Raw genomic sequence first — 20,230 nt, 5'->3', positions numbered from 1 at the left:
CCCTGCCCCGGTGCGCCTCAGTAGGGCGGTGGGGTGGTGGCGGCGGTGAGGCCGGTGGGTGTGGTGACGGTGAGGGTGCCGTCGGGGGCGAGGGTGTGTCGCCAGCCGGGTGCCTGGTGCTTGCCGCGGTGGTGGCCGGTGCAGTAGCCGACCAGGTTGGCGGCGGTGGTGGGTCCGGTGGGCCAGGGGACGGCGTGGTCGAGGTCGCCGTTCCTCGGTACGCGGCGGCGGCAGCCGGGGAAGCGGCAGCGGCGGTCGCGGGTGCGGACGTGCCGGTCGAGGGCGGCGCCGGGGCGGTAGCCGTCGGTGAGCCCGGGCGGGCCGAGGTCGGTGCCGTGGCGGGCGGCGCGGCGCAGGGCGGGCAGGTCGGTGAGGGTGAGCAGCGCGCCGGTCAGGGCGTCGGTGAGCACCAGGCGCGGGCGGTCGGCGAGCCCGCCGCCGGCGGTGCGCGCCAGCAGGCCGGTGAGGGCCGCGCGGGCGTGGTCGGTGGCGGCGGTCAGGGCGTCGGGTGCGGTGGTGACCCGCCCGGCGGGGCTGTTCGCCCAGGCGGCCTCGTCCGCGGTGCCGGCTCGGGCGGCGGTGGTGACCAGCCGGCGGGCACGACCGAGTGCCTGCTGGGCGGCGAGGACCGCATCGCCGGCCGCGTCGACCGCGCGATCCGCGTGCGCCCACCGACCATCGTCCTGGGTGTCGGCGTCGATGGGTGGCCTGTCGGAGCAAGACCGGGTCGCGAGATCCGGCGGCGGATTGTCGGCGGCCCAGGCGGCCTCGACGTCCGCGAGGTCGAGGCGGGGTGCACCTCGGCCGGTCAGCTCCTCGGTCAGCACGCGGCGCACGGTGGCCGTCCACCACCGCGCGAACTCCGGGTCCACCGGCACGGCCGGCCGGACCGGGACCTCGATCGGGCCAAGGTCATGGCTGCCGGCGGGCCGAGAGTCGGCGGGTGCGGTGCTGCTGGCCGCGCTGTCGGCCGGTGCGGTCTCGGCGGGTCCGGTGTCGGCCGGGGTGATGAGTGGGTGGCCGGTCAGCGCGGCCAGCAGCGCGCGGACCGTCTCCGCCGGCACCACCTGCCCGTCGATCTCGCACGGAGCGTCTCCGCCGAGCAGCGCCCCCAGCGGGGCGACCACCGACAGCGCCACCTGCACCGGCGGGAGGTCGGTCTCACCGGGCCGCAGCACCAGATCGAGCAGGCAGTCGGCCATCTTCTCCCCGCGGCTGCGCCCGTCGGCGGGCAGCGTGTCGGCGTAGGCACCCAGCGCCGCCACCAGCGCGGCCGCCTCCGGGGTGGTCAGCAGCGCCGAGACCACGCTCGTCCCCTCGATCCGGTCCGGCCGGGCGCTGACGCCCCGCTCGCGGACCGCCCGGGCCAGCCGGTCGGCCGCGGCGCGGGCGTCGTGCTTGAGCACCTCCCGGCGGGCCTTGTCGCCCAGCTGCGCCGGGGTGGTCACCCGCCCCGCCGCCCACGCCAGCAGGTCGGTCTCCAGCCGGGTGCGCAGCGCGTCGTCGGCGATCGGGGCGACCCTGTCCAGCAGCGGCCACAGGTGCCCGGCGTGCAGCACCCCGGCCTCCAATGCGTCCAGCGTGGCCGGCAGCCGGTGCACCAGCGTGAGCGAGCGTTCCAGCAGCGCCTGCGCCGCCTCGGCCGACAGCGACAGCGCGACCGCCAGCTCCTGGGTGGCCCACTCGCTCACCGGCCGCAACACCGCAGACCGCCGAGCCCACCGCTCGGCCGACATCGCCCCGGGCTCACCCTGCGCGCGGTCGGCCGAGGCCGGGCGGGTGGCGGCGAAGGCGGCGATCGCCCGGTACCGCCGTGCCGTCTGGCGCGAGATCTCCCGGTCGGCGGCCTGCACCTCACCCAGCGGCCCCGACGCCCAGCCGACACCCGGAGGCGTGAAGACCGGCGCGTCGAGCACCGCGGTCGAGGATCCGATCACGCGTTCGATCATACGTTCGAACCGGGTCCCCAGCAAGACCTGTGGACCGGAAAGGCGCTGGTCAGCGGCTCGACACGGAGACGTCCGCCGACCGAGGTCAGCGCTCACCGGAGGCGGGGAGCGGCCGTGGCCCGGCCCGTGGGCCAGGCCGCGGCTCAGGTCGGCGGCGGGGTCCTCAGCGCGGGTCGGGCACGTTCCGCGGGTCGCCGGCCGGGTCGTGCTCGCGTCCGCCGCTCGCGGCCAGGAGCGGGCCCGGGCCGCCGTCGCCACGGCCGAGCGCGGCCACGAACTGGCGCAGGACGTCGTCGCCGCGGTGGGCCGGTTGCCAGCCCAGCTGCGTGCGGGCGCGGGCGGTGTCCAGCACGGGCGACTGCAGCCCGAGGTCCAGCCAGCCGGGCTCGGTGGGGGTCAGGTGGGCACGGAAGGCGGCGGTCAGCCCGGCGCGCAGGACCATCGCCGGCACCGGCACCCGGGTGGTGCCCAGCGCCCGCGCGATCCCGTCGGCGTCGAGCGCCGGGTCGGCGGAGAGGTTGAACGGGCCCGGCACGCGCCGGTCGAGCATGCGGGTGATCGCGTCGGCGACGTCGTCGGCGTGCACGAGCCCGACCTGCAGCGACGGCAGGGGCAGTGGCAGCAGGGAGGCGACCTGGCCGGGCACGAGCCGGGCGGCGCCGAACAGCAGCGGCCCGAGGAAGTAGCGGCCGATCTCGCTGGCGGCCTCCGGCTGCAGCACCAGCGTGGGCCGCACGACGGTCAGCGTGACGTCCTGCTTCCGGCCGACGACCTCGCGCACGACCCGCTCGGCCTCGGACTTCTGCCGGCTGTACTGCGAGCTCGGGATGCCGGTGACCGGCCAGTCCTCGGTCACCGGCCGGGCTCCGCCGCCCGCGGCGTAGGCGCCGAGGGAGGACATGTGCACCACGTGCCGGACCCCGGCGGCCACCGCGGCGCGCATCACGCGGCGGGTGCCGTTGACGTTCGCCTCGTGCAGCTGCTCGGTCCTGCGCCCCGGCTGCAGCACCCAGGCCAGGTGGACCACGGCGTCGACGCCCTCGAGCAGGTTGGTCAGCGCCTGCTCGCTGGCGGTCTCGCCGAGGTCGGCGGTGTACCAGGTGACCGAGGAGTACGGCTCGAGGTCCGGCGGCTGCCGGCGGGCGAGCCCGCGCACCTCGGCCACGCCGCTGCCCGGGGCGGTCAGCCGCCGCAGCAGGGCCGTGCCGACGTTGCCGCTCGCGCCGGTGACGGCGACCTTCAGGCCGTTGAGGTGGGCACTGGGGAGCTCAGCCATGCCAGGGCGCTACCCGCGTCACGGGGCGGCAACCGGGAGCCGCGTCACCCCACCGGCGCGGGGGTCGCCGCCCGCGAGCGCAGGCCGAGGGACACCAGCGCGACGACGACCAGGGCGCCCGCGGCCACCCAGAAGCCGGCGGGGGTGCCGGTGGCGTCGGCGAGCCGGAGCACCAGCAGGCTGGCGGCGAGCCCGCCGACCTGCAGGGCCAGCGACGACGCCGACAGCGCGGTCGCCCGCTGTCCGGCGGCCACCCGCGCGTGCAGGACGTCCTTCCACAGCGGCCAGGCCGCGGCGTTCGAGACGTAGAAGACGGCGAACAGGCAGCCGAGGGCCGGCGCACCGCCGAGCGGGACGAGCGCGACGGCGGCCGCGCCGAGCACCGCCAGCCCCGCCGTGGCCCGGCCGGCCGACCCCCGGGCGCCGCGCCGGGCGAGGGGGGCCAGCAGCGCGCCGACGCCGGCCGCCGCGTACGACACCGCCATCACGACGCCGAACACCGCCGCGCCCTCCGCCCGGCTGCCGGTGAGCGCCGCGACGTGCAGCGGCCCCACCAGCTCCAGGCTGCTCAGCGTGCAGCCGACCAGCAGCGAGATGGCCAGGACCCGCCGCAGCTGGCCGTCGCGGGTCACCAGCCGGGCGGTGTCCCGGACGACGGCGGGGACCTGCGCGACGCCGGCCCGCAGCGCGGCGACGCCGGAGCCGCGGTGCGGACCGACCGGGACGACGAGCAGCGCCACCGCGGCCACCGCGACCAGTGCCAGCGCCCCGGCCACCAGCACGGGCAGGACGAGCAGCCCGTCGGTGAGGAGCGGCAGCAGCCCGCCGAGCACGGCGCCCAGGCACAGGCCCGCGCCGTCGGCCGCGCCGGCGCGGGACAGCCCCGGGGTCACGTCGGCGTCGGGGTCGGCCGTGCGGACGGCGTCGACGTACCAGGCCTCCAGCGGGCCGGAGTCCAGTGCCCGCCCGACGCCCTTGAGCGCCCAGGCCACCGCGAAGACCGCGGTGCTCTGCGCGACGGCCGAGGTCAGCAGCCCGGCGGCGGTGGCCAGGCCGGAGAGGACGAGCACCTGCCGGGTGCCGATGGCGTCGGCCAGCCCGCCGGTGGGCAGCTCGAGCAGCAGCGTGACCAGCGAGTAGACGGCGACGACGACCCCGATGTCGGCGGGGGAGAGCCCGCGGGAGGCGGCCAGCAGCACCGAAACCGGCGCGCTCAGGCCGATCGGCAGCCAGCGCAGCGCGGTGAGGCCGACGAAGCGGCGCCCGGCTGCGGCGACCGTCAGCGGCGCGCTCACGCCGGGTCCTCGGTGAGCGGGAAGAGGTCGACGAGCACGTGCACGAGGGGCCGGCCGGGCTCCTCGTGCTCGGCGCGCCAGCGGGCGAGCACGCCGTTGAGCTCCTCGGTCAGCGCGGCGACCCCCTCGGGGGAGAGGTGCAGCGCCCAGTCGTTGAGCGAGACGGCGTCGCGCCAGGCCGGCTCGAGACCCTCCCGCTGCTCGGCGTGCGCGGCCAGCATCCGGCGCTGACGGCCCAGGGACTGGTGGGTCAGCTCCTCGACGACCTCCCGGCCGCCGGGCTGGGCGACGAGGTCCTCGGTGCGCCAGCGGGTGCTGCGGTGCCGTGCCCGCCACCAGCGCTCGCGCGCGGTGCCCTGACCGGCGACCTCCTCGACGAAGCCGAGGTCGGCCAGCTGGCGCAGGTGGTAGCTCGTCGTCCCGCTGCTCTCGCCGAGGCGCTGGCCGAGACGCGAGGCCGTCGAGGGTCCCTCGGACCGCAGCAGGGCCAGCAGGCCGGTGCGCAGCGGGTGTGCCAGCGCCCGCAGGGTGCGCGGGTCGGTGACGTCGACGGTCTCCTCCGGCGGCAGCTCGGCCATGCCCCGAGGCTACGGGTGCAGAGGACTCTCTGCAAAGAGTCCTCTGCACCCGTCACCGGCGGGGTCAGCCGTCGGAGTCCTCGCCGTCGGTCGCGTCCTCGACCTCCTGCTCGGCGTCGTCCACGCCCTCCTCGACGTTCTGCTGGACGTCGTCGTCGACGACGTCGGAGCCGCAGGCGGCGGTGAGGGGTGCGGCGGCGAGGGCCAGGCCGACGGCGGCCAGGCGCCAGCGGCGGCGGGGGGTCGTGGCGGTGGACATGGCGGCTCCCTGGCTCGCGGACGGTGGGGAGCAGTCATGCCCTGGAAGGCCGGCGCCCATGCCGGAGGCCGCCGCGGTCGCGGCACGAGGGGCGGCTCGCGGTCGTGGAGGCGTGGCCGGACGCGGTCGTCGTCGAGCAGGACGCAACCTGGACCGACCGGCGGACCGGCGCCGGACGCGGCCGCGCCGTCGTCGAGTGGCGATTGACAGCCCGAGAACCCCGGGACGAGGCTCGCCTCAACAGGCATCCGCCGACGTCGCCGGGCCTCGGAGCAGCGGACCTCCCGTTGCCCGGCACGGGCAGGAACGAGGTGGCGCGCAGGTGACGTCCCGGGTGCAGCCGGCCCCGGCCGGCGGGCTGCGGATGGGCACGCCCCAGGGTCGGTGGGTGCTGTTGACCACGGTCCTGGGCTCGAGCCTGGCGATGCTCGACGGCACCGTGGTGAACGTGGCCCTGGAGCGGATCGGGGCCGACCTGGACGCCGGCTTCACCGGCCTGCAGTGGACCGTGAACGCCTACACGCTCACGCTCGCCTCGCTGATCCTGCTGGGCGGCTCGCTGAGCGACCGGTTCGGCCGGCGGCGCGTGTTCGTCGTCGGGGTGGTCTGGTTCGCCGTGGCCTCGCTGCTGTGCGGCCTGGCGCCGGACGTGACGACCCTCGTGCTGGCGCGGGCGCTGCAGGGGGTCGGGGGAGCGCTGCTGACGCCGGGGAGCCTGGCGATCATCTCGGCGTCCTTCGCCGGGGAGGACCGCGCCGCGGCGGTCGGCGCGTGGTCGGGGCTCGGCGGGGTCGCCGGCGCCGTCGGCCCGTTCCTCGGCGGCTGGCTGGTCGAGTGGAACTGGCGGGCGGTGTTCCTCGTCAACCTCCCGGTGGCCGTCCTCATCGTGGCCGTCGCGGCCAGGCACGTCCCCGAGACGCGGGACCCCGCCGCCGCGCCGTCGCTGGACTGGACCGGGACGGTCCTGGTGGTCGCCGGCCTCGGCGGCCTGACCTACGCCCTGACCGCGGCCGGCGGCACCGCCGCGGGAGCGGGCGTCCTTGCCTGGGGGGTCGCCGGAGCCGTGGCGCTGGGGGCCTTCGTCGCCGTCCAGCGCCGGTCGCCGCACCCGCTCGTGCCGCCCGCGCTGTTCGGCCGGCAGTTCACCGCGGCGAACGGGGTGACCCTGCTGGTCTACGCGCCCCTCGGGGTGGTGTTCGTGCTCCTGGTGCTGCAGCTGCAGGTCGTGTCGGGCTACAGCCCGCTGCTGGCCGGGACCGCGCTGCTGCCGGTGACAGTGCTCATGCTGCTGTTCTCCGCCCGGACCGGCGCGCTCGCCCAGCGCATCGGCCCGCGCCCGCTCATGACGGCCGGGCCGCTGCTGTCGGCCGCCGGCCTGCTGGCCATGCTGCGGATCGGCGAGGGCGCGTCCTACGTGCTCGACGTCCTGCCCGCGACCGTGCTGTTCGGCGCGGGGCTGACGCTGCTGGTCGCGCCGCTGACCGCGACCGTGCTCGACTCCGCCGAGGACCGCTTCGCGGGTGTCGCCTCCGGGGTCAACAACGCGGTCGCGCGCGCGGCGAGCCTGCTCGCGGTGGCCGTGGTCCCCGTCGCGGCCGGCATCGGCGGCGACGACTACGCCGACCCGGCCGCGTTCGGCTCGGGCTTCCGGACGGCCGTGCTCATCTGCGCCGGGCTGCTGGCCGCCGGTGCCCTGGTGGCCCTCGCCGGCATCCGCCGCCCGCTGGCTCCCGCGCGCACGGGGACCGCACCCGCCCGGGGCCGGATGGCCGTGGAGGAGTGCCTGCACTGCGGCGTCGACGCCCCCCAGCTGCACCCCCGGGTCCCCGTGGGCGGACCGCCCGGGGACGCCGCGCCCCGCTCCGTCCCCCAGGAGGAACCATGACCCAGACCCCCGAGGCCGGTGCGCGGGCCCGTCCCGTGCTCCTCACCGTCGACGACGACCCCGGGGTGTCCCGGGCGGTGGCCCGCGACCTGCGCCGCCACTACGGCGAGCGGTTCCGCGTCGTCCGCGCGTCCTCGGGCGAGGAGGCGCTGGAGGCCCTGCGCGAGCTCACGCTGCGCGGCGACCGCGTCGCGGCGGTGCTCGCCGACTACCGGATGCCGGGCATGAACGGCATCGAGTTCCTCGAGCAGGCGATGGACCTCTTCCCCCGCGCACGCCGGGCGCTGCTCACCGCCTACGCCGACACCGACGCCGCCATCCAGGCGATCAACCTCGTCGACGTCGACCACTACCTGCTCAAGCCGTGGGAGCCCCCCGAGGAGAAGCTCTACCCGGTGGTCGACGCGATGATCGAGACCTGGGCGGCCAGCCCCGACACCGCCGTCGAGGAGGTCAAGCTCGTCGGCCACCACTGGTCGGCGCCGTCCTTCGCCGCCCGCGACTTCCTGGCCCGCAACGCCGTCCCGTACCGGTGGTACAGCGTCGAGGACAACGACGGCCGGCGGATCCTGGCCGCCGCCGGCGCGGGTCCGGACGACGTCCCCGTCGTCGTGCCGCCCGGCGGCGCGGCCCTGCTGGCGCCCACCGAGGCGCAGCTGGCCGCCGCGGTCGGGCTCACCGTCGAGCCGAGCACCGACTTCTACGACCTCGTCGTGGTCGGCGGCGGCCCGGCCGGCCTCGGCGCCGCCGTCTACGCCGCCTCCGAGGGGCTGCGCACCGTGCTCGTCGAGCGCTCGGCCACCGGCGGGCAGGCCGGGCAGAGCAGCCGCATCGAGAACTACCTCGGCTTCCCCGACGGCGTCTCCGGCGGGCAGCTGGCCGACCGCGCCCGGCGGCAGGCCACCCGCTTCGGCGCCGAGGTGCTCACCGCCCGCAAGGTGACCGCGCTGGAGGTCCGCGGCCCGGCGCGGGTGGTGCACTTCGCCGACGGCGGCAGCATCGCCGCGCACTCCGTGGTCCTCGCCACCGGCGTCGCCTACCGGACGCTGCCCGCCGACGGCGCCGACGGGTTCACCGGCCGCGGCGTCTACTACGGCTCCGCGCTCACCGAGGCCGCCGCCTGCCAGGACCAGCCCGTCTACGTCGTCGGCGGGGCCAACTCGGCGGGGCAGTCGGCGGTGTTCTTCTCCCGTCACGCCAGCTGCGTGACCCTCGTCGTCCGCGGCAGCTCCCTGGAGGCGTCGATGTCGCACTACCTCGTGCGGCAGCTCGCCGACATCCCGAACGTCGTCGTCCGCACCGGCACCACCGTGACCGCCGCCCGCGGCGGGGACCACCTCGAGGAGATCGAGCTCCTCGACTCCGCCGGCCGGGTGGAGACCGTCCCGACGTCGCACCTGTTCGTCTTCATCGGCGCCGAGCCGCGGACCGACTGGCTCGACGGCGTGCTGGCCCGCGACGCGCGCGGGTTCGTGCTCACCGGGCCGGATCTGCTCGTCGACGGCGAGCGGCCGCCGGGCTGGCGGCTGCAGCGCGACCCGTTCTTCCTGGAGTCCAGCGTCCCCGGGGTGTTCGTCGCCGGGGACGTGCGCTCCCAGTCGGTCAAGCGGGTCGCCTCCGCCGTCGGGGAGGGCGCCATGGCGGTCACCCTGGTCCACCGGTACCTGGAGGAGCGGTGACCGCGCCCGCCCGCCTGGGCCCCGAGCAGCTGCGCGAGCTGTTCCTGTTCACCGACCTCACCCCTGACCAGCTCGACTGGGTGGCCGGGACCGGGGACGTGGTCGCCTTCCCCGCCGGCAGCGACGTCTCCACCGAGGGCGAGCCGGCCGAGTGCTTCTACGTGCTGCTGTCGGGCACGCTGCGGATGGTCCGGCGGGTGGGCCGCGACGAGGTGGAGACCGTGCGCACCGACCAGCCGGGGGTCTTCAGCGGCGCGGTGCAGTTCTACCTCGGCGACCAGGTCCGCCAGGTGTACCCGGCGACCGTGCGCGCGGTGACCGACTGCAGCTTCCTGGCGCTGCCGGCCGCCGAGTTCGCCGCCGTCTTCCGCCGCTGGTACCCGATGGCCGTCCACCTGCTGCAGGGACTGTTCCTGGGCACGCGGAACTCCGACGAGCTGGTCGGCCAGCGCGAGCGGCTGCTGGCGCTCGGCAAGCTCACCGCCGGGCTGACCCACGAGCTGAACAACCCGGCCGCGGCGGCGTCGCGGGCCACCGCCGCGCTGCGCGAGCGGGTGGCGGGGATGCGGCACAAGCTCGCGCTGCTGGCCGGGGGTGCCTTCGACGGCGAGCAGCTGCGGCGGCTGACCGAGCTGCAGGAGCGCTTCGTCGCGGGCATCGGCGCGGTGCCCGAGCTCAGCGCGCTGGAGCGGTCCGACCGCGAGGACGAGCTCGGTGACTGGCTCGACGACCACGACGTCGAGCGGCCGTGGGAGCTGGCCGCGGTGTTCGTCCCGGCCGGGCTGGACCCGGCGGCCCTGGAGCTGGTGGCCGACGCCGTCGACGCCGACGTCCTCGAGCCGGCGCTGCGGTGGCTGTCCTACACCGTGGAGACCGAGCTGCTGCTGGGCGAGATCCTCGACAGCACCTCGCGGATCTCCCACCTGGTCGGCGCGGCCAAGCAGTACTCGCAGCTGGACCGCACGCCGCACCAGCCGACCGACGTGCACGCCGGCCTGGACGCGACGCTGGTCATGCTCAGCGCGAAGACCGGCCCGGGGATCCGCGTGGTCAAGGAGTACGACCGGTCGCTGCCGCCGGTCCCGGCCTACGCCGCCGAGCTCAACCAGGTCTGGACCAACCTCATCGACAACGCGCTCGACGCGATGGCCGGGGAGGGCACGCTCACCCTGCGCACCGCCGTCGACGGCGAGCACGCCGTGGTGGAGGTCGTCGACACCGGCCCGGGCATCCCCGAGCCGCTGCGGCGGCGGGTGTTCGAGCCGTTCTTCACCACCAAGCCGGTGGGGCAGGGCACCGGCCTGGGGCTCGACGTCGCCTGGCGCATCGTCACCACCCGGCACGGCGGGGTGCTCAAGGTCCGGTCGCGGCCCGGGGAGACGCGCTTCGTGGTGCGGCTGCCGCTGTCGGAGGTCCCGCTGCCGGGCTGATCCTCAGGCCGCCGTGCGGGTGTGCGCCACGACCAGCTCCGCTGTCCGCTCGGCGGCCAGCTCGGGGATCCAGTGCGGCACGCCCTCGAGCACCTCGAGCCGGTAGGGCCCGCTCACGTGGTCGCGGGTGGCCTCGGTGGCGGCACGGCCGAGGGCGACGTCGCCGGTGCTCCACACGTGCAGCGTCGGCACGGTGACCGTCCCCACCCGGTCGCGGGCGGCGAGGGGCACCGCCCGGTACCAGGCCAGCGCGCTGGACAGCGCGCCCGGCTCGCGCATCCGGGCGACGTAGCGCTCGACGGCGTCCCCGGGCAGCCCGCTGCTCGCCAGCAGCTGCCGCAGCGCCCGCCCGTTCCCGGCGCGCAGCAGCAGCTCGGGCAGCACCGGCACCTGGAACGCGGCCACGTAGGCCGACCGGAGCCCCTGGTCGCTGGTGAGCACCGCCCGGCCGATCGCGGCGGGGTGCGGCACCGACAGCGCGGTCAGCGTGCGCACCCGCTCGGGGTGCCAGGCGCCCATCGCCCACGCGACGAGGCCGCCCCAGTCGTGGCCGACGACGTGCGCGCTGCCCAGGCCCGCGGCGTCGAGGAGGGCCACGACGTCGCCGGTGACCTCGCGCAGCCGGTAGGGCGACCGCCCGGACGGCCGCGCGCCGGGGGAGTAGCCGCGCTGGTCGGGCGCCAGCGTCCGCAGGCCCGCGCCGTGCAGCAGCGGGGCCATCCGGTCGAAGGCGGAGGAGTCCTGCGGGAAGCCGTGCAGCAGCACCACCGGCTCGCCGTCGGGGGGACCGCCGTCCCGGACGTCGAAGACCAGGCCGTCGCGCTCGAACCGCTGCATGCCCGCTCCCTGCCCGGCCGGAGGCGTGCCCGAACCCCGGACGTCGGGGAGGATGGACCGGTGACGGTGACCGCGGCAGAGCTGATCGTGCTGGTCGACGACGACGGGACGCCGATCGGCACCATGCCCAAGCCGCTGGTGCACCACGGCGAGACGCCGCTGCACCGCGCGTTCTCCGCCTACCTCTTCGCCGACGACGGCCGGCTGCTGGTGACCCGCCGGGCCGCGGGCAAGCAGACCTTCCCCGGCATGTGGACCAACACCGTGTGCGGGCACCCCGGCCCCGGCGAGGACGACGCCGCCGCGATCGCCCGCCGCGCCTCGCAGGAGCTCGGCCTGCAGGTGGCCGACCTGCGCCCGGGGCTGCCCGGCTACCGCTACCGCGCGGAGTTCCGCGGCGTCGTGGAGAACGAGGTGTGCCCGGTCTACCTGGGCCGCTACGCCGGGACGCCGGCCCCCGACCCGAGCGAGGTGGGGGAGTGGGAGCTGCTGGAGTGGGCCGACTTCCGCCGTCGCCAGGAGGACTCCGAGCGCGACGAGTGGTCGCCCTGGTGCCGCGAGCAGGCGCGGCTCCTCGAGCAGGCCGGCCTGGTCCCGTCCCCGTAGGGGGCCTTCGTGGCGCTACTGGCTCCCCGGGGCGGTGAGGGGGCGGGCACGGACGGTGTCGGGCGCGCCCGCCGCGCCGTGTCGCTGCACCGGACGCGCCGGGGCGCCGACCTAGCGTCCGCCGCGTGGACCGCCGGGGCTTCCTCCTCCTGCTCGCCACCGGGCTCGCCGGGGCGGCCGTGGGCCGCGGTGCCGCCGCGATGGACCTCGGCGCCCCCGACCCCGTCGCGCCGCCGCCGGCCGCGCCGGCCACCCCGACCGGCCCGGGCGGCCTGGTGGCCGTGCCCGCGCCGCTCGGGGTCGTCGACCGGCTGCCGGGCACGGGCAACCAGCTGGCCCTCACCATCGACGACGGCAGCAACGGCGAGGTGGTCGCGGCGCTGGTCACCCTCGCCCGCGAGACCGGCACGCGGCTGACGTTCTTCCCCAACGGCAGCTACCGCACGTGGGGCGACAACGCCCGCGACCTGTGGCCGCTCATCGAGTCCGGCCAGGTCGCCTTCGGCAACCACACCTGGTCCCACCCGGACGCGACCACGCTGTCCGACGCCGAGGTGGCCGAGGAACTGCGGCACAACCAGGACTTCATGCGCCGCACCCTCGGCGTGACGGCCACCCCGTTCTGGCGGCCGCCGTTCGGCTCGCACGACGAGCGCACCGACGCGATCGCCGCCGACGTCGGCCACCCGACCACCGTGCTGTGGAACGGCACCCTCGACGACGGCCGCGCGATCGGCGCGGAGGAGCTCATGGCCGCGGCGCAGCAGTGGTTCGCCGCGCAGGCGATCGTCGTCGGCCACGCCAACCAGCCGGCCATCACCACCGTGCTCGACCAGCTGCTCGCCCTCGTCGAGTCGCGGCAGCTGCAGACGGTGACCCTCGCCGACGTCTGGTCCTCCCCGGCCTGAGCCGGCCCCGACCTGCGGGTCCGGGCCACGTCGGCGAGAGTGGCGGCACGGATCGTGATCACGGCCCCGCCGGGGCCGGAGGACGGAGGAACGGGTGGCAGGGGAGCTCAAGGGCCGCGTGGCGCTGGTCACCGGCGGGGCCAGCGGGCTGGGCCGGGCGACGTGCGTGTCGCTGGCCGAGGCGGGGGCGCACGTCGTCGTCGCGGACATCGACGCCGACGGCAGCGAGCGCACCCGGGCGCTGGTGGCCGACGCCGGGGGCAGTGCCGACGTCGTCGCGCTCGACGTGACCGACGACGCCAGCCGCCGCGCGGTGGTGGCCCAGCTCTTCGAGCAGCACGGCGACGCCTTCGACGTCCTGGTCAACGTGGCCGGCATCGACCGGCCGGGCTACGTCACCGACATCGACCTCGACGACTACCGCCGGGTCATGGCGGTCAACTGCGAGGGGCCGATCTTCCTGACCAGCGAGTTCGTCAAGCGGGTGCAGCACCTGCCCGAGGGCCGCACCGCCGACGTCGTGCACATCGTGTCGCTGTCGGCGATCACCTCGGGCAGCGGCGCCATCGCCTACAACGGGTCCAAGGCCGGCTTCCTCAACGCCACCCGCTGCATCCAGCGCGAGCTGCGGGAGAAGGCCGTGACGCAGGAGGACGGCAGCGAGCGGCCCTTCCCGTGCCGGGTGCAGGCCGTCATCCCGGCCGCCATGGACACGCCGATGATGGAGCAGTGGGGCATCCCGGGGCACCTGATGATGCCGCCGTCGGCGGTGGCCGACACCGTGCGCACGCTGCTGCTGCTGCACCCGGCCGCGTTCGTGCCGGAGATGCAGATCGTGCCGCGCCTCGAGCCGAACTTCCCCCGCTGAGAGGGCCTGCGATGACTGATCCCGACCTCCCCGACAGCGGCATGGCCTCCGGCTCGGACGCCGGTCAGCCCGGCGAGCACCTCGGCGCCGGCGACCTGCGCCCCGACGAGGAGCGCCTGCTCGCCGAGCTCGAGCGCGGTGTCGACGACGCCGCGCCCGCCGGCACGGAGGCGCAGGTGCGCGCCGCCGAGGACGAGGCTCCGCTGCCCGACGACGGCGGCCCGCAGGACGACGGGCTGACTGCGGAGTTCAGCGACCCGGAGTGACGCCTGAGCGGCCCCGGTCCGCGGGGCCGCTCAGCCGAGCAGGCGGACGGCGACCAGCGCGACGTCGTCCTCGGCGCCGTCGGGGACCATCCGCGCGAGCACCTCGTCGCACACCTCGCCGACCGGCCGCCCGCGCAGCTCGGCGAGGGCCTGCCCCAGCCGGGCGACGCCGTCGTCGAAGCCCTCGGCGCGGCGCTCGACGAGGCCGTCGGTGTAGAGCAGGACGGTCGAGCCGTGCGCGAGCACCACCTCGGCGTCGGCGCGCACCGCCTGCGGGCTCACGCCCAGCAGCAGGCCCGGGCGCCCGCCGGTGAGCGTGGTGCCGGTGCCGTCGGGGCCGACGACCAGCGGCGGCAGGTGGCCGGCACTGGCCCAGCGCAGCCGGCTGACCCCGGCCGCGCGCTCGTCGTCGGTCTGCTCCAGCCGGCCGACCAGCACGGTGGCCATGGCGCCCAGACCCAGCCCCTCGATCGCCGCGTCGAGGCGGGCGAGCACCTGCGCGGGGCTCTGGCCGCTGTCGTAGGCGATCCCGCGGAGCAGCCCGCGCAGCTGCGCCATGCACGCGGCGGCCTGCACGTCGTGCCCGACGACGTCGCCGATGACCAGCATGGTCGAGCCGTCGGGCTGGACGAAGACGTCGTACCAGTCGCCGCCGACCTGGGCCTCCCGCGTGGCGGGCACGTAGCGCACCGCCATCTCCAGCGAGTCGGGCTCCGGCGGCTCGGACAGCAGGCTGCGCTGCAGCGTCTCCGCGGCGCGCACGATGCTGCGGGAGCGGGCGTAGAGGGCCTCCAGCAGGTTGCCGCGCAGCTGCAGCACCTCGGCGCGCTCCTGCGCCGTCCACGGCAGGGAGCGGTCGCGGACGGTCTCCCGCCAGCGGTCGAAGCTCTTGCGCGGGCTGAGCCGGACGTCGTCGCCCTCGCGCTCGGCCAGGGCCTTGTTGTGCGGGTCGCCGCCCCAGTCGACGTGCCGCACGGCCTCGCGGCGGTGCCACAGCACGTGCTGGCCGTCGGGCAGCGGCAGCACCAGCACGCCGCAGGCGACGTCGACCGGGATGCCGAGCTCCGGCGCCTCGCGCTGCAGGGCGTCGGTGGCCACCACGTCGCCGCCGCGCGCGACGGCCCAGGCGACGACCCGCTCGACGACGTCGTCCGGCAGCTCGGCGCCCTTGGTGCCGGTGCTGCCCTGCAGGCAGACGCTGACGCCGTCGGCGGGCAGGACGTCGAGCAGGCTGGTGGTGCCGAGCAGCGTGTCGGCCAGCGGGCGGTCCTCGTCGAGGGTGGCCGCGGTCAGCCAGGCCAGGGTGGAGCGGACCTGCAGCGCCCGGTGCACCTCGTCCTCGGCGGTGCGGTCGACCAGCCGCAGCGACAGCGTCGAGCCCAGGAACTCCGCGGCGGCCCGGGTGGCGTAGGGCGGCTGGTGCGGGCCGGAGTAGTGGTGGCAGGCGATGAGCCCCCACAGCCGGTCGTCGCGCAGCAGCGAGATCGACATCGAGGCGCGCACGCCCATGTTCTGCAGGTACTCGACGTGGATGGGGGAGACGCTGCGCAGCGTCGAGTAGGTGAGGTCCAGCGGGCGGCCGATGGCCGGGTGGGCGACCGGCTGCAGGCGGCTGGGGACGTAGTCGACGTCGCTGATCAGCCGGATCCAGTTCTTCTCGTACAGCGCCCGCGCCTGCGCCGGGATGTCCGAGGCGGGGTAGTGCAGGCCGAGGAAGGAGTTGAGGTGCTCGGCCCTCGCCTCGGCCACGACCTCGCCGTTGTAGTCGGCGTCGTAGCGGTAGACCATCACCCGGTCGAACCCGGTGAGGCTGCGGATCGCGCGGGCGGTGATGTCGTAGAGGTCCTGCAGCGAGGAGGCCCGGTTCAGCTCGGCGACCGTCCCGCGCACCGCCTGGTAGGTGTTCGGGAAGGAGAACGGCCGCGGCCCGCGCGACGGCTCCAGCTCCACGACGAGGTTGGTCAGCGGCGGGCTGCCGTCGCGGGGCTGCCCGTGCTCGTCGCGGCCGCCGGAGAGCACGGCGCGGTGCAGGATCGCGTCCACCGGCACGGGGTCGCCGTCGACCTCGAGGGTGATCTCCACCGGGTTGCGCTCGCGCAGGTCGCCGAAGGCGCTGGCCGAGCGGACGACGGCCCCGGTCTGCGCCACGCCGAGCACGTCGGCCAGCGGCCGGCCCAGCGCGTCGGACCACACGACGCCGGTCAGCCCGGCGAGGTTCTCCGAGGCCTGCACGACGACGAGATCGGGCTCGCTGACGGCCACCATCACGCCGCGCGGCTGGATGCTGCCCGGGACGTGGATCGGCTCGCGGGCGCAGTTGTCGAGGTCGACCGGCTCGTCCGGCGACAGCCACGCGACATCGGGACCGGACGTGGCGTCGACGTCGGTCACGCGCAGGCCTCCCGCGCCCGGGCGGCCGGGGCGCACCACCCGGCGAGGACGGCGAAGGTCTGGCGCGCCGCGTCGACCACGCGCCGGGCGTCGCCGCCGCCCTCGACGTGGGCGCGGGTGAACCGGCGGAACGCCGCCCACATGGCGCCGGTGTCCCCGCCGTAGGGGCTGAACGCCCGCACCCGGGGCCCGCCGGCGAGCCCGGGCAGGGTGGCGAGGTGGCGGTCGATGACGGTGCCGCCGAGGGTCGAGCCCTCCAGGACGTAGAGCCGCCCCAGCGCCTCGTCGGTGCCGCCGACGGCGGGCAGGTCCGGCCGGTCGTCGACGGTGGAGCCGCCGAGCGCTGCCAGGTCGGCGGCGTACAGCCCGGTGCGGCGGCGGCGGGTCCAGTCGAGGGCGGCGGCGTCGGTGCGGTGCCGGGCGGCCCACTCGTCCAGCCCGGCCTCGGCCGCGGCCCAGAAGGCGTGCAGCCGCGCGAGGACGCCCACCAGGCGGTCGCGGTCCAGCGCGGGGTCCATCAGGTCGAGGAGGGCCTCCACCTGCTCGTGCTCTGCGGCGGTGGCCGTGCGCAGGTCCCGGAGGACGTCGCCGGCGCCGCCCGCGTCTCGAGGCAACGCCTCTCCTCCCGCAGCCATCAGCCCCCCGAGGGTAGGTCACCCCCGGGACAGCGTCGCGGCAGGACGGGTGCGATACGCAACAGTCTCGCCCGTCCCGGTCAGGAGGACGGCGCGACGAGCAGGTCGGCGGCGCGGGCGAGGACCTGTGCCCGGGTGCGGTCGCCGTGGCCGGTGGTGAGGAGGTGCTCGCCGATGGCCAGGCAGAAGGCGAGCAGGCTGCGGGCCTCGACCTCGTCGGGATCGGTGCACAGCGTGCCGATCAGCTCGCGGAGCAGCCCCATGCGCCGCTCGTCCACCCGGCGCAGGCGCTCGGCCACCGCCGCGTCGCGCCGGGCCCAGTCGCGGACCGCGAGGTCCAGGGGCAGCAGCCGGTCGCTGGAGAAGGTGAGCACGCCGGCGCGGGTGATGCGGGTGCGCGGATCGCCGCCCTCGCGCTCGACGCGGGCGAGCACCTCGTCGGTGGCCTCCCGCTCCCAGGTGTCGAGCATGGCCTCGAGGAGCGCGTCCCGGTCGGCGAAGGACCCGTAGAACCCGCCCTTGGTGACGCCGAGGTCCTTGGCCAGCGCCTCGACGCGGACGGCGTCGGGACCGCCGGCGGCCAGCGCCCGCAGGCCCTCCTCGATCCACCGCTCACGCGTCGTGCGGATCCTGGCCACGGGACCCCCTGTCTTCTGTACGCCACCGTATAAACGCGCTAGCGTCCTCTGTACGGAACCGTATACGACACAGGAGGCAGACCGTGGACGTCCTCAGCAGTGCCGGGGTGGTGCGGGGTGTCCCCGCGTCGCTCCGTGCGGCCAGCTCGCTGCCCGCGATCGACTACGCCGACCGGTTCGACCTGCCCACCGACGTGCGGGCAACCCCCGAGCAGTGGGCGCGGGCGATGTTCGGCGACGTCCCGAGCGCGGCGGAGACGGCCATCTGGCGCGGCCTGCTCGGCTTCCGGCTGAGCTCCGGGCGCTCGCCGGACACCGTGGGCGGGTGGCGGGTCGGCGCGCGCACCGCGGACGCCGTCCGGCTCGACACGGCGTCCCCGTTCCTCCGCGCCGAGATGCACGTCGAGACCGGGCCCGGCCGCGTGTCGTGGACGACCTGCCTGCACACCGAGGGCCTCCGCGGCCGGGTCGTGTGGCCGCCGGCGTCCGCCGTCCACCGCCGGCTGGTGCCCCGGGTGCTCCGCGACGCCGAGCGCCGGCTGCGGTCCCGGGGCTGACGGCTCAGGGCAGCCGCGCGCGGCGCAGCGAGGCGTGCACCAGGAGCCGGGTGTCGCCGTCGGCGAGGTCGAGGCCGGTGAGCGCGGTGATCCGGCCCAGCCGGTAGTACAGCGTCTGGCGGTGCACCGACAGGACCGCCGAGGTCCGGACGACGCTGCCGGCCGCGTCGAGGTAGGCCTCGGCGGTGGCGGCCATGACCGGGTCGGCCAGCAGCGGCGCCACCGCCGGGTCGGGCGCCGGCAGCGCCGCCGCGACCCGCCAGCCGCCGAGTTCGCACCACCGGGCCACGGGTGCGAGCCCCGGCGCCACGGCCGCGACCCGGGCCGCCGTGTGCGCCTGCGCCCAGCGCGCGACCAGGTCGGCCGGGCCGGTGGCCGGCTCCGACACCCCGGCGGAGGCGCCCGGCAGCCGGGCCAGCGCGGCCGACGCGGTGGTCGCGGCCGGGCGCAGGTCGCCGGCGCGGGCCAGCCGCACGAGGACGGCGACGGCGGGGTCCCCGCCGGCCACCACCGCCGCGGCCGGGGGCAGCCGCCACCCCCCGGGCAGGCCGCCCGGCGGCGGGCGCAGTGCCACGAGGGCCAGCGGGGTGTCCTCGCCGAGGCGGGCGGTCAGCGTCCGCTGCGCCCGCTCGCGCGCGGCGGTGGTGCCGGTGAGCGCCGCGGCCAGGGCGTCGCCGACCTCTCCGTCGTCGTCCCGCCCGGCCAGCAGCCGCCCGGCGCGGGCGGCGAGGGCGACCGCGGCGGCCAGCGCCGGGTCGGCGTCGTCGTCGGGGTCGGTGCGGCCGCCGTCGAGCAGCCAGAGGTAGCCGAGGGTGCGGCCGCCGGACCGCACGGGCAGCAGGAGGCGGGTGAGGATCCCGGCGGCGGGGTCGGCGGGCGTGCGCACCGGGCGCTCCGCACGGGCGATGCCGAGGTCCTCGAACCAGCGGCGCGTGGCCGGGGCGGAGCCGCGGCCCAGGATCGAGCGGGTGCGGACGGCGTCCATCGCGGTCTCGCCGTCGTCGAGCGGGTGAGCGGCGAAGGCGAGCAGGGTGAAGTCGACGTCCTCGAGCGTGGCCGGGGCCCCGAGCAGCCGGGCGACCTCGTCCACCACGTCCTGCAGGTCGTCGCGCACCGTACGACTGTATGAGAGCGGGCTGCGGGAATCCGTACGTCCGTCGCTGGTGGGCGGGGCCGCGCGCTCCTAGCGTCTGGGGTCACGGACGACGACGGAGGTGGGTGCGTGCTCTCCACGAAGACCCTGCTGCTGGGGGCCTCCCGCCGCCCCGCGCTGCGCCGCGTGCTCGTGGGCACCCCGGTCACCCGCAGGGTGGTCGAGCGGTTCGTGGCCGGGGAGACGCTGCCCGAGGCGCTGACCGTCGTCGGCCGGCTGACCGGCGAGGGCATCGAGGTCACCCTCGACCACCTCGGCGAGGACGTGACCGACCCCGGCGAGGCGCGCGCCTCCCGCGACGCCTACCTGGCCCTGCTCGAGGCGCTCGCGCCGCTGGACCTCGGCCCGCGCGCGGAGGTGTCGGTCAAGCTCTCCGCCTTCGGGCAGGCGCTGCCGGGCGGGGAGGACCTGTCGCTGGAGCTGGTCCGGCCGGTGGTGGAGTGCGCCGCGCGGATCGGCACCACGGTCACCCTCGACATGGAGGAGTCCTCCACCGTCGACGCCACCCTCGCCGTCCTCGCCGAGCTGCGCCGCGAGCACCCGCAGACCGGTGCGGTGCTGCAGGCCGCGCTGCACCGCACCGAGGACGACGCCGCCGCGCTCGCCACCCCGGGCTCGCGCGTGCGGCTGGTCAAGGGCGCCTACGACGAGCCGCCGTCGGTGGCCCACCAGGGCCGCCACGACGTCGACGCCGCCTACGCCCGCTGCCTCGGCGTCCTCATGCGCGGGCCGGGCTACCCCATGGTGGGCAGCCACGACCCGGCGATGCTCGCGCTGGCGCAGCGGCTGGCCGCCGAGCACGGGCGCGCCGCCGACTCGTGGGAGGTGCAGATGCTGCACGGCATCCGGGTCGACGAGCAGCGCCGGCTCGCCGCGGCCGGCACCCGCGTGCGGGCCTACGTCCCGTACGGCGCCGACTGGTACGGCTACCTCGTCCGCCGGCTGGCCGAGCGCCCGGCCAACCTGCGCTTCTTCCTCCGCGCCCTCGTCTCCCGCTGACCCCCCGCGGCAGGAACGGCC

General features: G+C 76.7%; 19 protein-coding genes. 9 read left to right on the top strand and 10 right to left on the bottom strand.

Translation table 11 applies throughout. From position 1 onward, the window contains the following. Positions 1 to 17 precede the first annotated feature (17 nt). The 5 genes from JD79_RS00310 to JD79_RS00290 all read right to left on the bottom strand — a co-directional run bounded on the left by JD79_RS00310 (position 18) and on the right by JD79_RS00290 (position 5,357). Positions 18 to 1,937, bottom strand: a complete 1,920-nt coding sequence (locus tag JD79_RS00310) for an HNH endonuclease signature motif containing protein (protein WP_245899462.1) — start codon at positions 1,935 to 1,937, stop codon at positions 18 to 20. 175 nt (positions 1,938 to 2,112) lie between these two features. Further along, on the bottom strand, positions 2,113 to 3,225 hold the full coding sequence (locus JD79_RS00305; RefSeq protein WP_110003921.1) for an NAD-dependent epimerase/dehydratase family protein: 1,113 nt from the start codon (positions 3,223 to 3,225) through the stop codon (positions 2,113 to 2,115). 44 nt (positions 3,226 to 3,269) lie between these two features. Then, complete coding sequence (locus JD79_RS00300; RefSeq protein ID WP_170149061.1) at positions 3,270 to 4,520, bottom strand: MFS transporter; 1,251 nt, start codon at positions 4,518 to 4,520, stop codon at positions 3,270 to 3,272. Further along, the gene (locus tag JD79_RS23250) at positions 4,517 to 5,098 is read right to left on the bottom strand and encodes a winged helix-turn-helix domain-containing protein (RefSeq protein WP_110003920.1); all 582 of its coding nucleotides are present in this window, start codon (positions 5,096 to 5,098) and stop codon (positions 4,517 to 4,519) included. The genes JD79_RS00300 and JD79_RS23250 overlap by 4 nt, the downstream gene beginning before the upstream one ends. A gap of 64 nt (positions 5,099 to 5,162) precedes the next feature. Continuing rightward, a complete protein-coding gene (locus JD79_RS00290) occupies positions 5,163 to 5,357 on the bottom strand; it encodes a hypothetical protein (protein WP_110003919.1) in 195 nt (64 codons plus the stop codon). Positions 5,358 to 5,679: 322 nt separating this feature from the next. Here JD79_RS00290 and JD79_RS00285 point away from each other — a divergent pair, with 322 nt between their 5' ends. The 3 genes from JD79_RS00285 to JD79_RS00275 are packed head-to-tail and all read left to right on the top strand — an operon-like array spanning position 5,680 to position 10,351. Continuing rightward, the gene (locus JD79_RS00285) at positions 5,680 to 7,242 is read left to right on the top strand and encodes an MFS transporter (protein WP_245899460.1); all 1,563 of its coding nucleotides are present in this window, start codon (positions 5,680 to 5,682) and stop codon (positions 7,240 to 7,242) included. Continuing rightward, on the top strand, positions 7,239 to 8,921 hold the full coding sequence (locus tag JD79_RS00280) for an NAD(P)/FAD-dependent oxidoreductase (RefSeq protein ID WP_110003918.1): 1,683 nt from the start codon (positions 7,239 to 7,241) through the stop codon (positions 8,919 to 8,921). Before JD79_RS00285 ends, JD79_RS00280 begins: the two co-directional genes overlap by 4 nt. Next, complete coding sequence (locus JD79_RS00275; protein WP_110003917.1) at positions 8,918 to 10,351, top strand: ATP-binding protein; 1,434 nt, start codon at positions 8,918 to 8,920, stop codon at positions 10,349 to 10,351. Before JD79_RS00280 ends, JD79_RS00275 begins: the two co-directional genes overlap by 4 nt. A gap of 3 nt (positions 10,352 to 10,354) precedes the next feature. On the opposite strand, the gene JD79_RS00270 is transcribed toward JD79_RS00275, so the two are convergent. Then, a complete protein-coding gene (locus tag JD79_RS00270) occupies positions 10,355 to 11,188 on the bottom strand; it encodes an alpha/beta fold hydrolase (RefSeq protein ID WP_110003916.1) in 834 nt (277 codons plus the stop codon). A 60-nt stretch (positions 11,189 to 11,248) separates the two neighbouring features. Between JD79_RS00270 and idi the strand changes: the two genes are divergently transcribed. The 4 genes from idi to JD79_RS00250 all read left to right on the top strand — a co-directional run bounded on the left by idi (position 11,249) and on the right by JD79_RS00250 (position 13,836). Further along, a complete protein-coding gene (gene idi, locus JD79_RS00265; protein WP_110003915.1) occupies positions 11,249 to 11,794 on the top strand; it encodes an isopentenyl-diphosphate Delta-isomerase in 546 nt (181 codons plus the stop codon). Positions 11,795 to 11,919: 125 nt separating this feature from the next. Next, a complete protein-coding gene (locus JD79_RS00260; RefSeq protein ID WP_110003914.1) occupies positions 11,920 to 12,702 on the top strand; it encodes a polysaccharide deacetylase family protein in 783 nt (260 codons plus the stop codon). A gap of 94 nt (positions 12,703 to 12,796) precedes the next feature. Beyond that, a complete protein-coding gene (locus JD79_RS00255) occupies positions 12,797 to 13,570 on the top strand; it encodes an SDR family NAD(P)-dependent oxidoreductase (RefSeq protein ID WP_110003913.1) in 774 nt (257 codons plus the stop codon). Positions 13,571 to 13,581: 11 nt separating this feature from the next. Further along, entirely contained in the window at positions 13,582 to 13,836 is a 255-nt protein-coding gene (locus JD79_RS00250; RefSeq protein WP_110003912.1) for a hypothetical protein, read from the top strand. A gap of 30 nt (positions 13,837 to 13,866) precedes the next feature. Here JD79_RS00250 and JD79_RS00245 read toward each other — a convergent pair whose 3' ends face one another. The 3 genes from JD79_RS00245 to JD79_RS00235 all read right to left on the bottom strand — a co-directional run bounded on the left by JD79_RS00245 (position 13,867) and on the right by JD79_RS00235 (position 17,500). Then, on the bottom strand, positions 13,867 to 16,227 hold the full coding sequence (locus tag JD79_RS00245; protein ID WP_110007267.1) for a SpoIIE family protein phosphatase: 2,361 nt from the start codon (positions 16,225 to 16,227) through the stop codon (positions 13,867 to 13,869). Beyond that, positions 16,224 to 16,862, bottom strand: coding sequence for a biliverdin-producing heme oxygenase (locus JD79_RS00240; protein ID WP_110003911.1), 639 nt, complete (start codon positions 16,860 to 16,862; stop codon positions 16,224 to 16,226). Before JD79_RS00240 ends, JD79_RS00245 begins: the two co-directional genes overlap by 4 nt. A gap of 80 nt (positions 16,863 to 16,942) precedes the next feature. Next, entirely contained in the window at positions 16,943 to 17,500 is a 558-nt protein-coding gene (locus JD79_RS00235; RefSeq protein ID WP_110003910.1) for a TetR/AcrR family transcriptional regulator, read from the bottom strand. A gap of 83 nt (positions 17,501 to 17,583) precedes the next feature. Here JD79_RS00235 and JD79_RS00230 point away from each other — a divergent pair, with 83 nt between their 5' ends. Continuing rightward, positions 17,584 to 18,057, top strand: coding sequence for a DUF2867 domain-containing protein (locus JD79_RS00230; protein WP_110003909.1), 474 nt, complete (start codon positions 17,584 to 17,586; stop codon positions 18,055 to 18,057). A gap of 4 nt (positions 18,058 to 18,061) precedes the next feature. On the opposite strand, the gene JD79_RS00225 is transcribed toward JD79_RS00230, so the two are convergent. Further along, entirely contained in the window at positions 18,062 to 19,171 is a 1,110-nt protein-coding gene (locus JD79_RS00225) for a PucR family transcriptional regulator (protein WP_110003908.1), read from the bottom strand. 108 nt (positions 19,172 to 19,279) lie between these two features. On the opposite strand from JD79_RS00225, the gene JD79_RS00220 reads away from it, so the two are divergent. After that, positions 19,280 to 20,209, top strand: coding sequence for a proline dehydrogenase family protein (locus JD79_RS00220; protein ID WP_110003907.1), 930 nt, complete (start codon positions 19,280 to 19,282; stop codon positions 20,207 to 20,209). Positions 20,210 to 20,230 lie beyond the last annotated feature (21 nt).

Source organism: Geodermatophilus normandii, assembly GCF_003182485.1.
Taxonomy (GTDB): Bacteria; Actinomycetota; Actinomycetes; order Mycobacteriales; family Geodermatophilaceae; genus Geodermatophilus; species Geodermatophilus normandii.
This window is presented reverse-complemented; position numbering and strand designations above follow the sequence as displayed.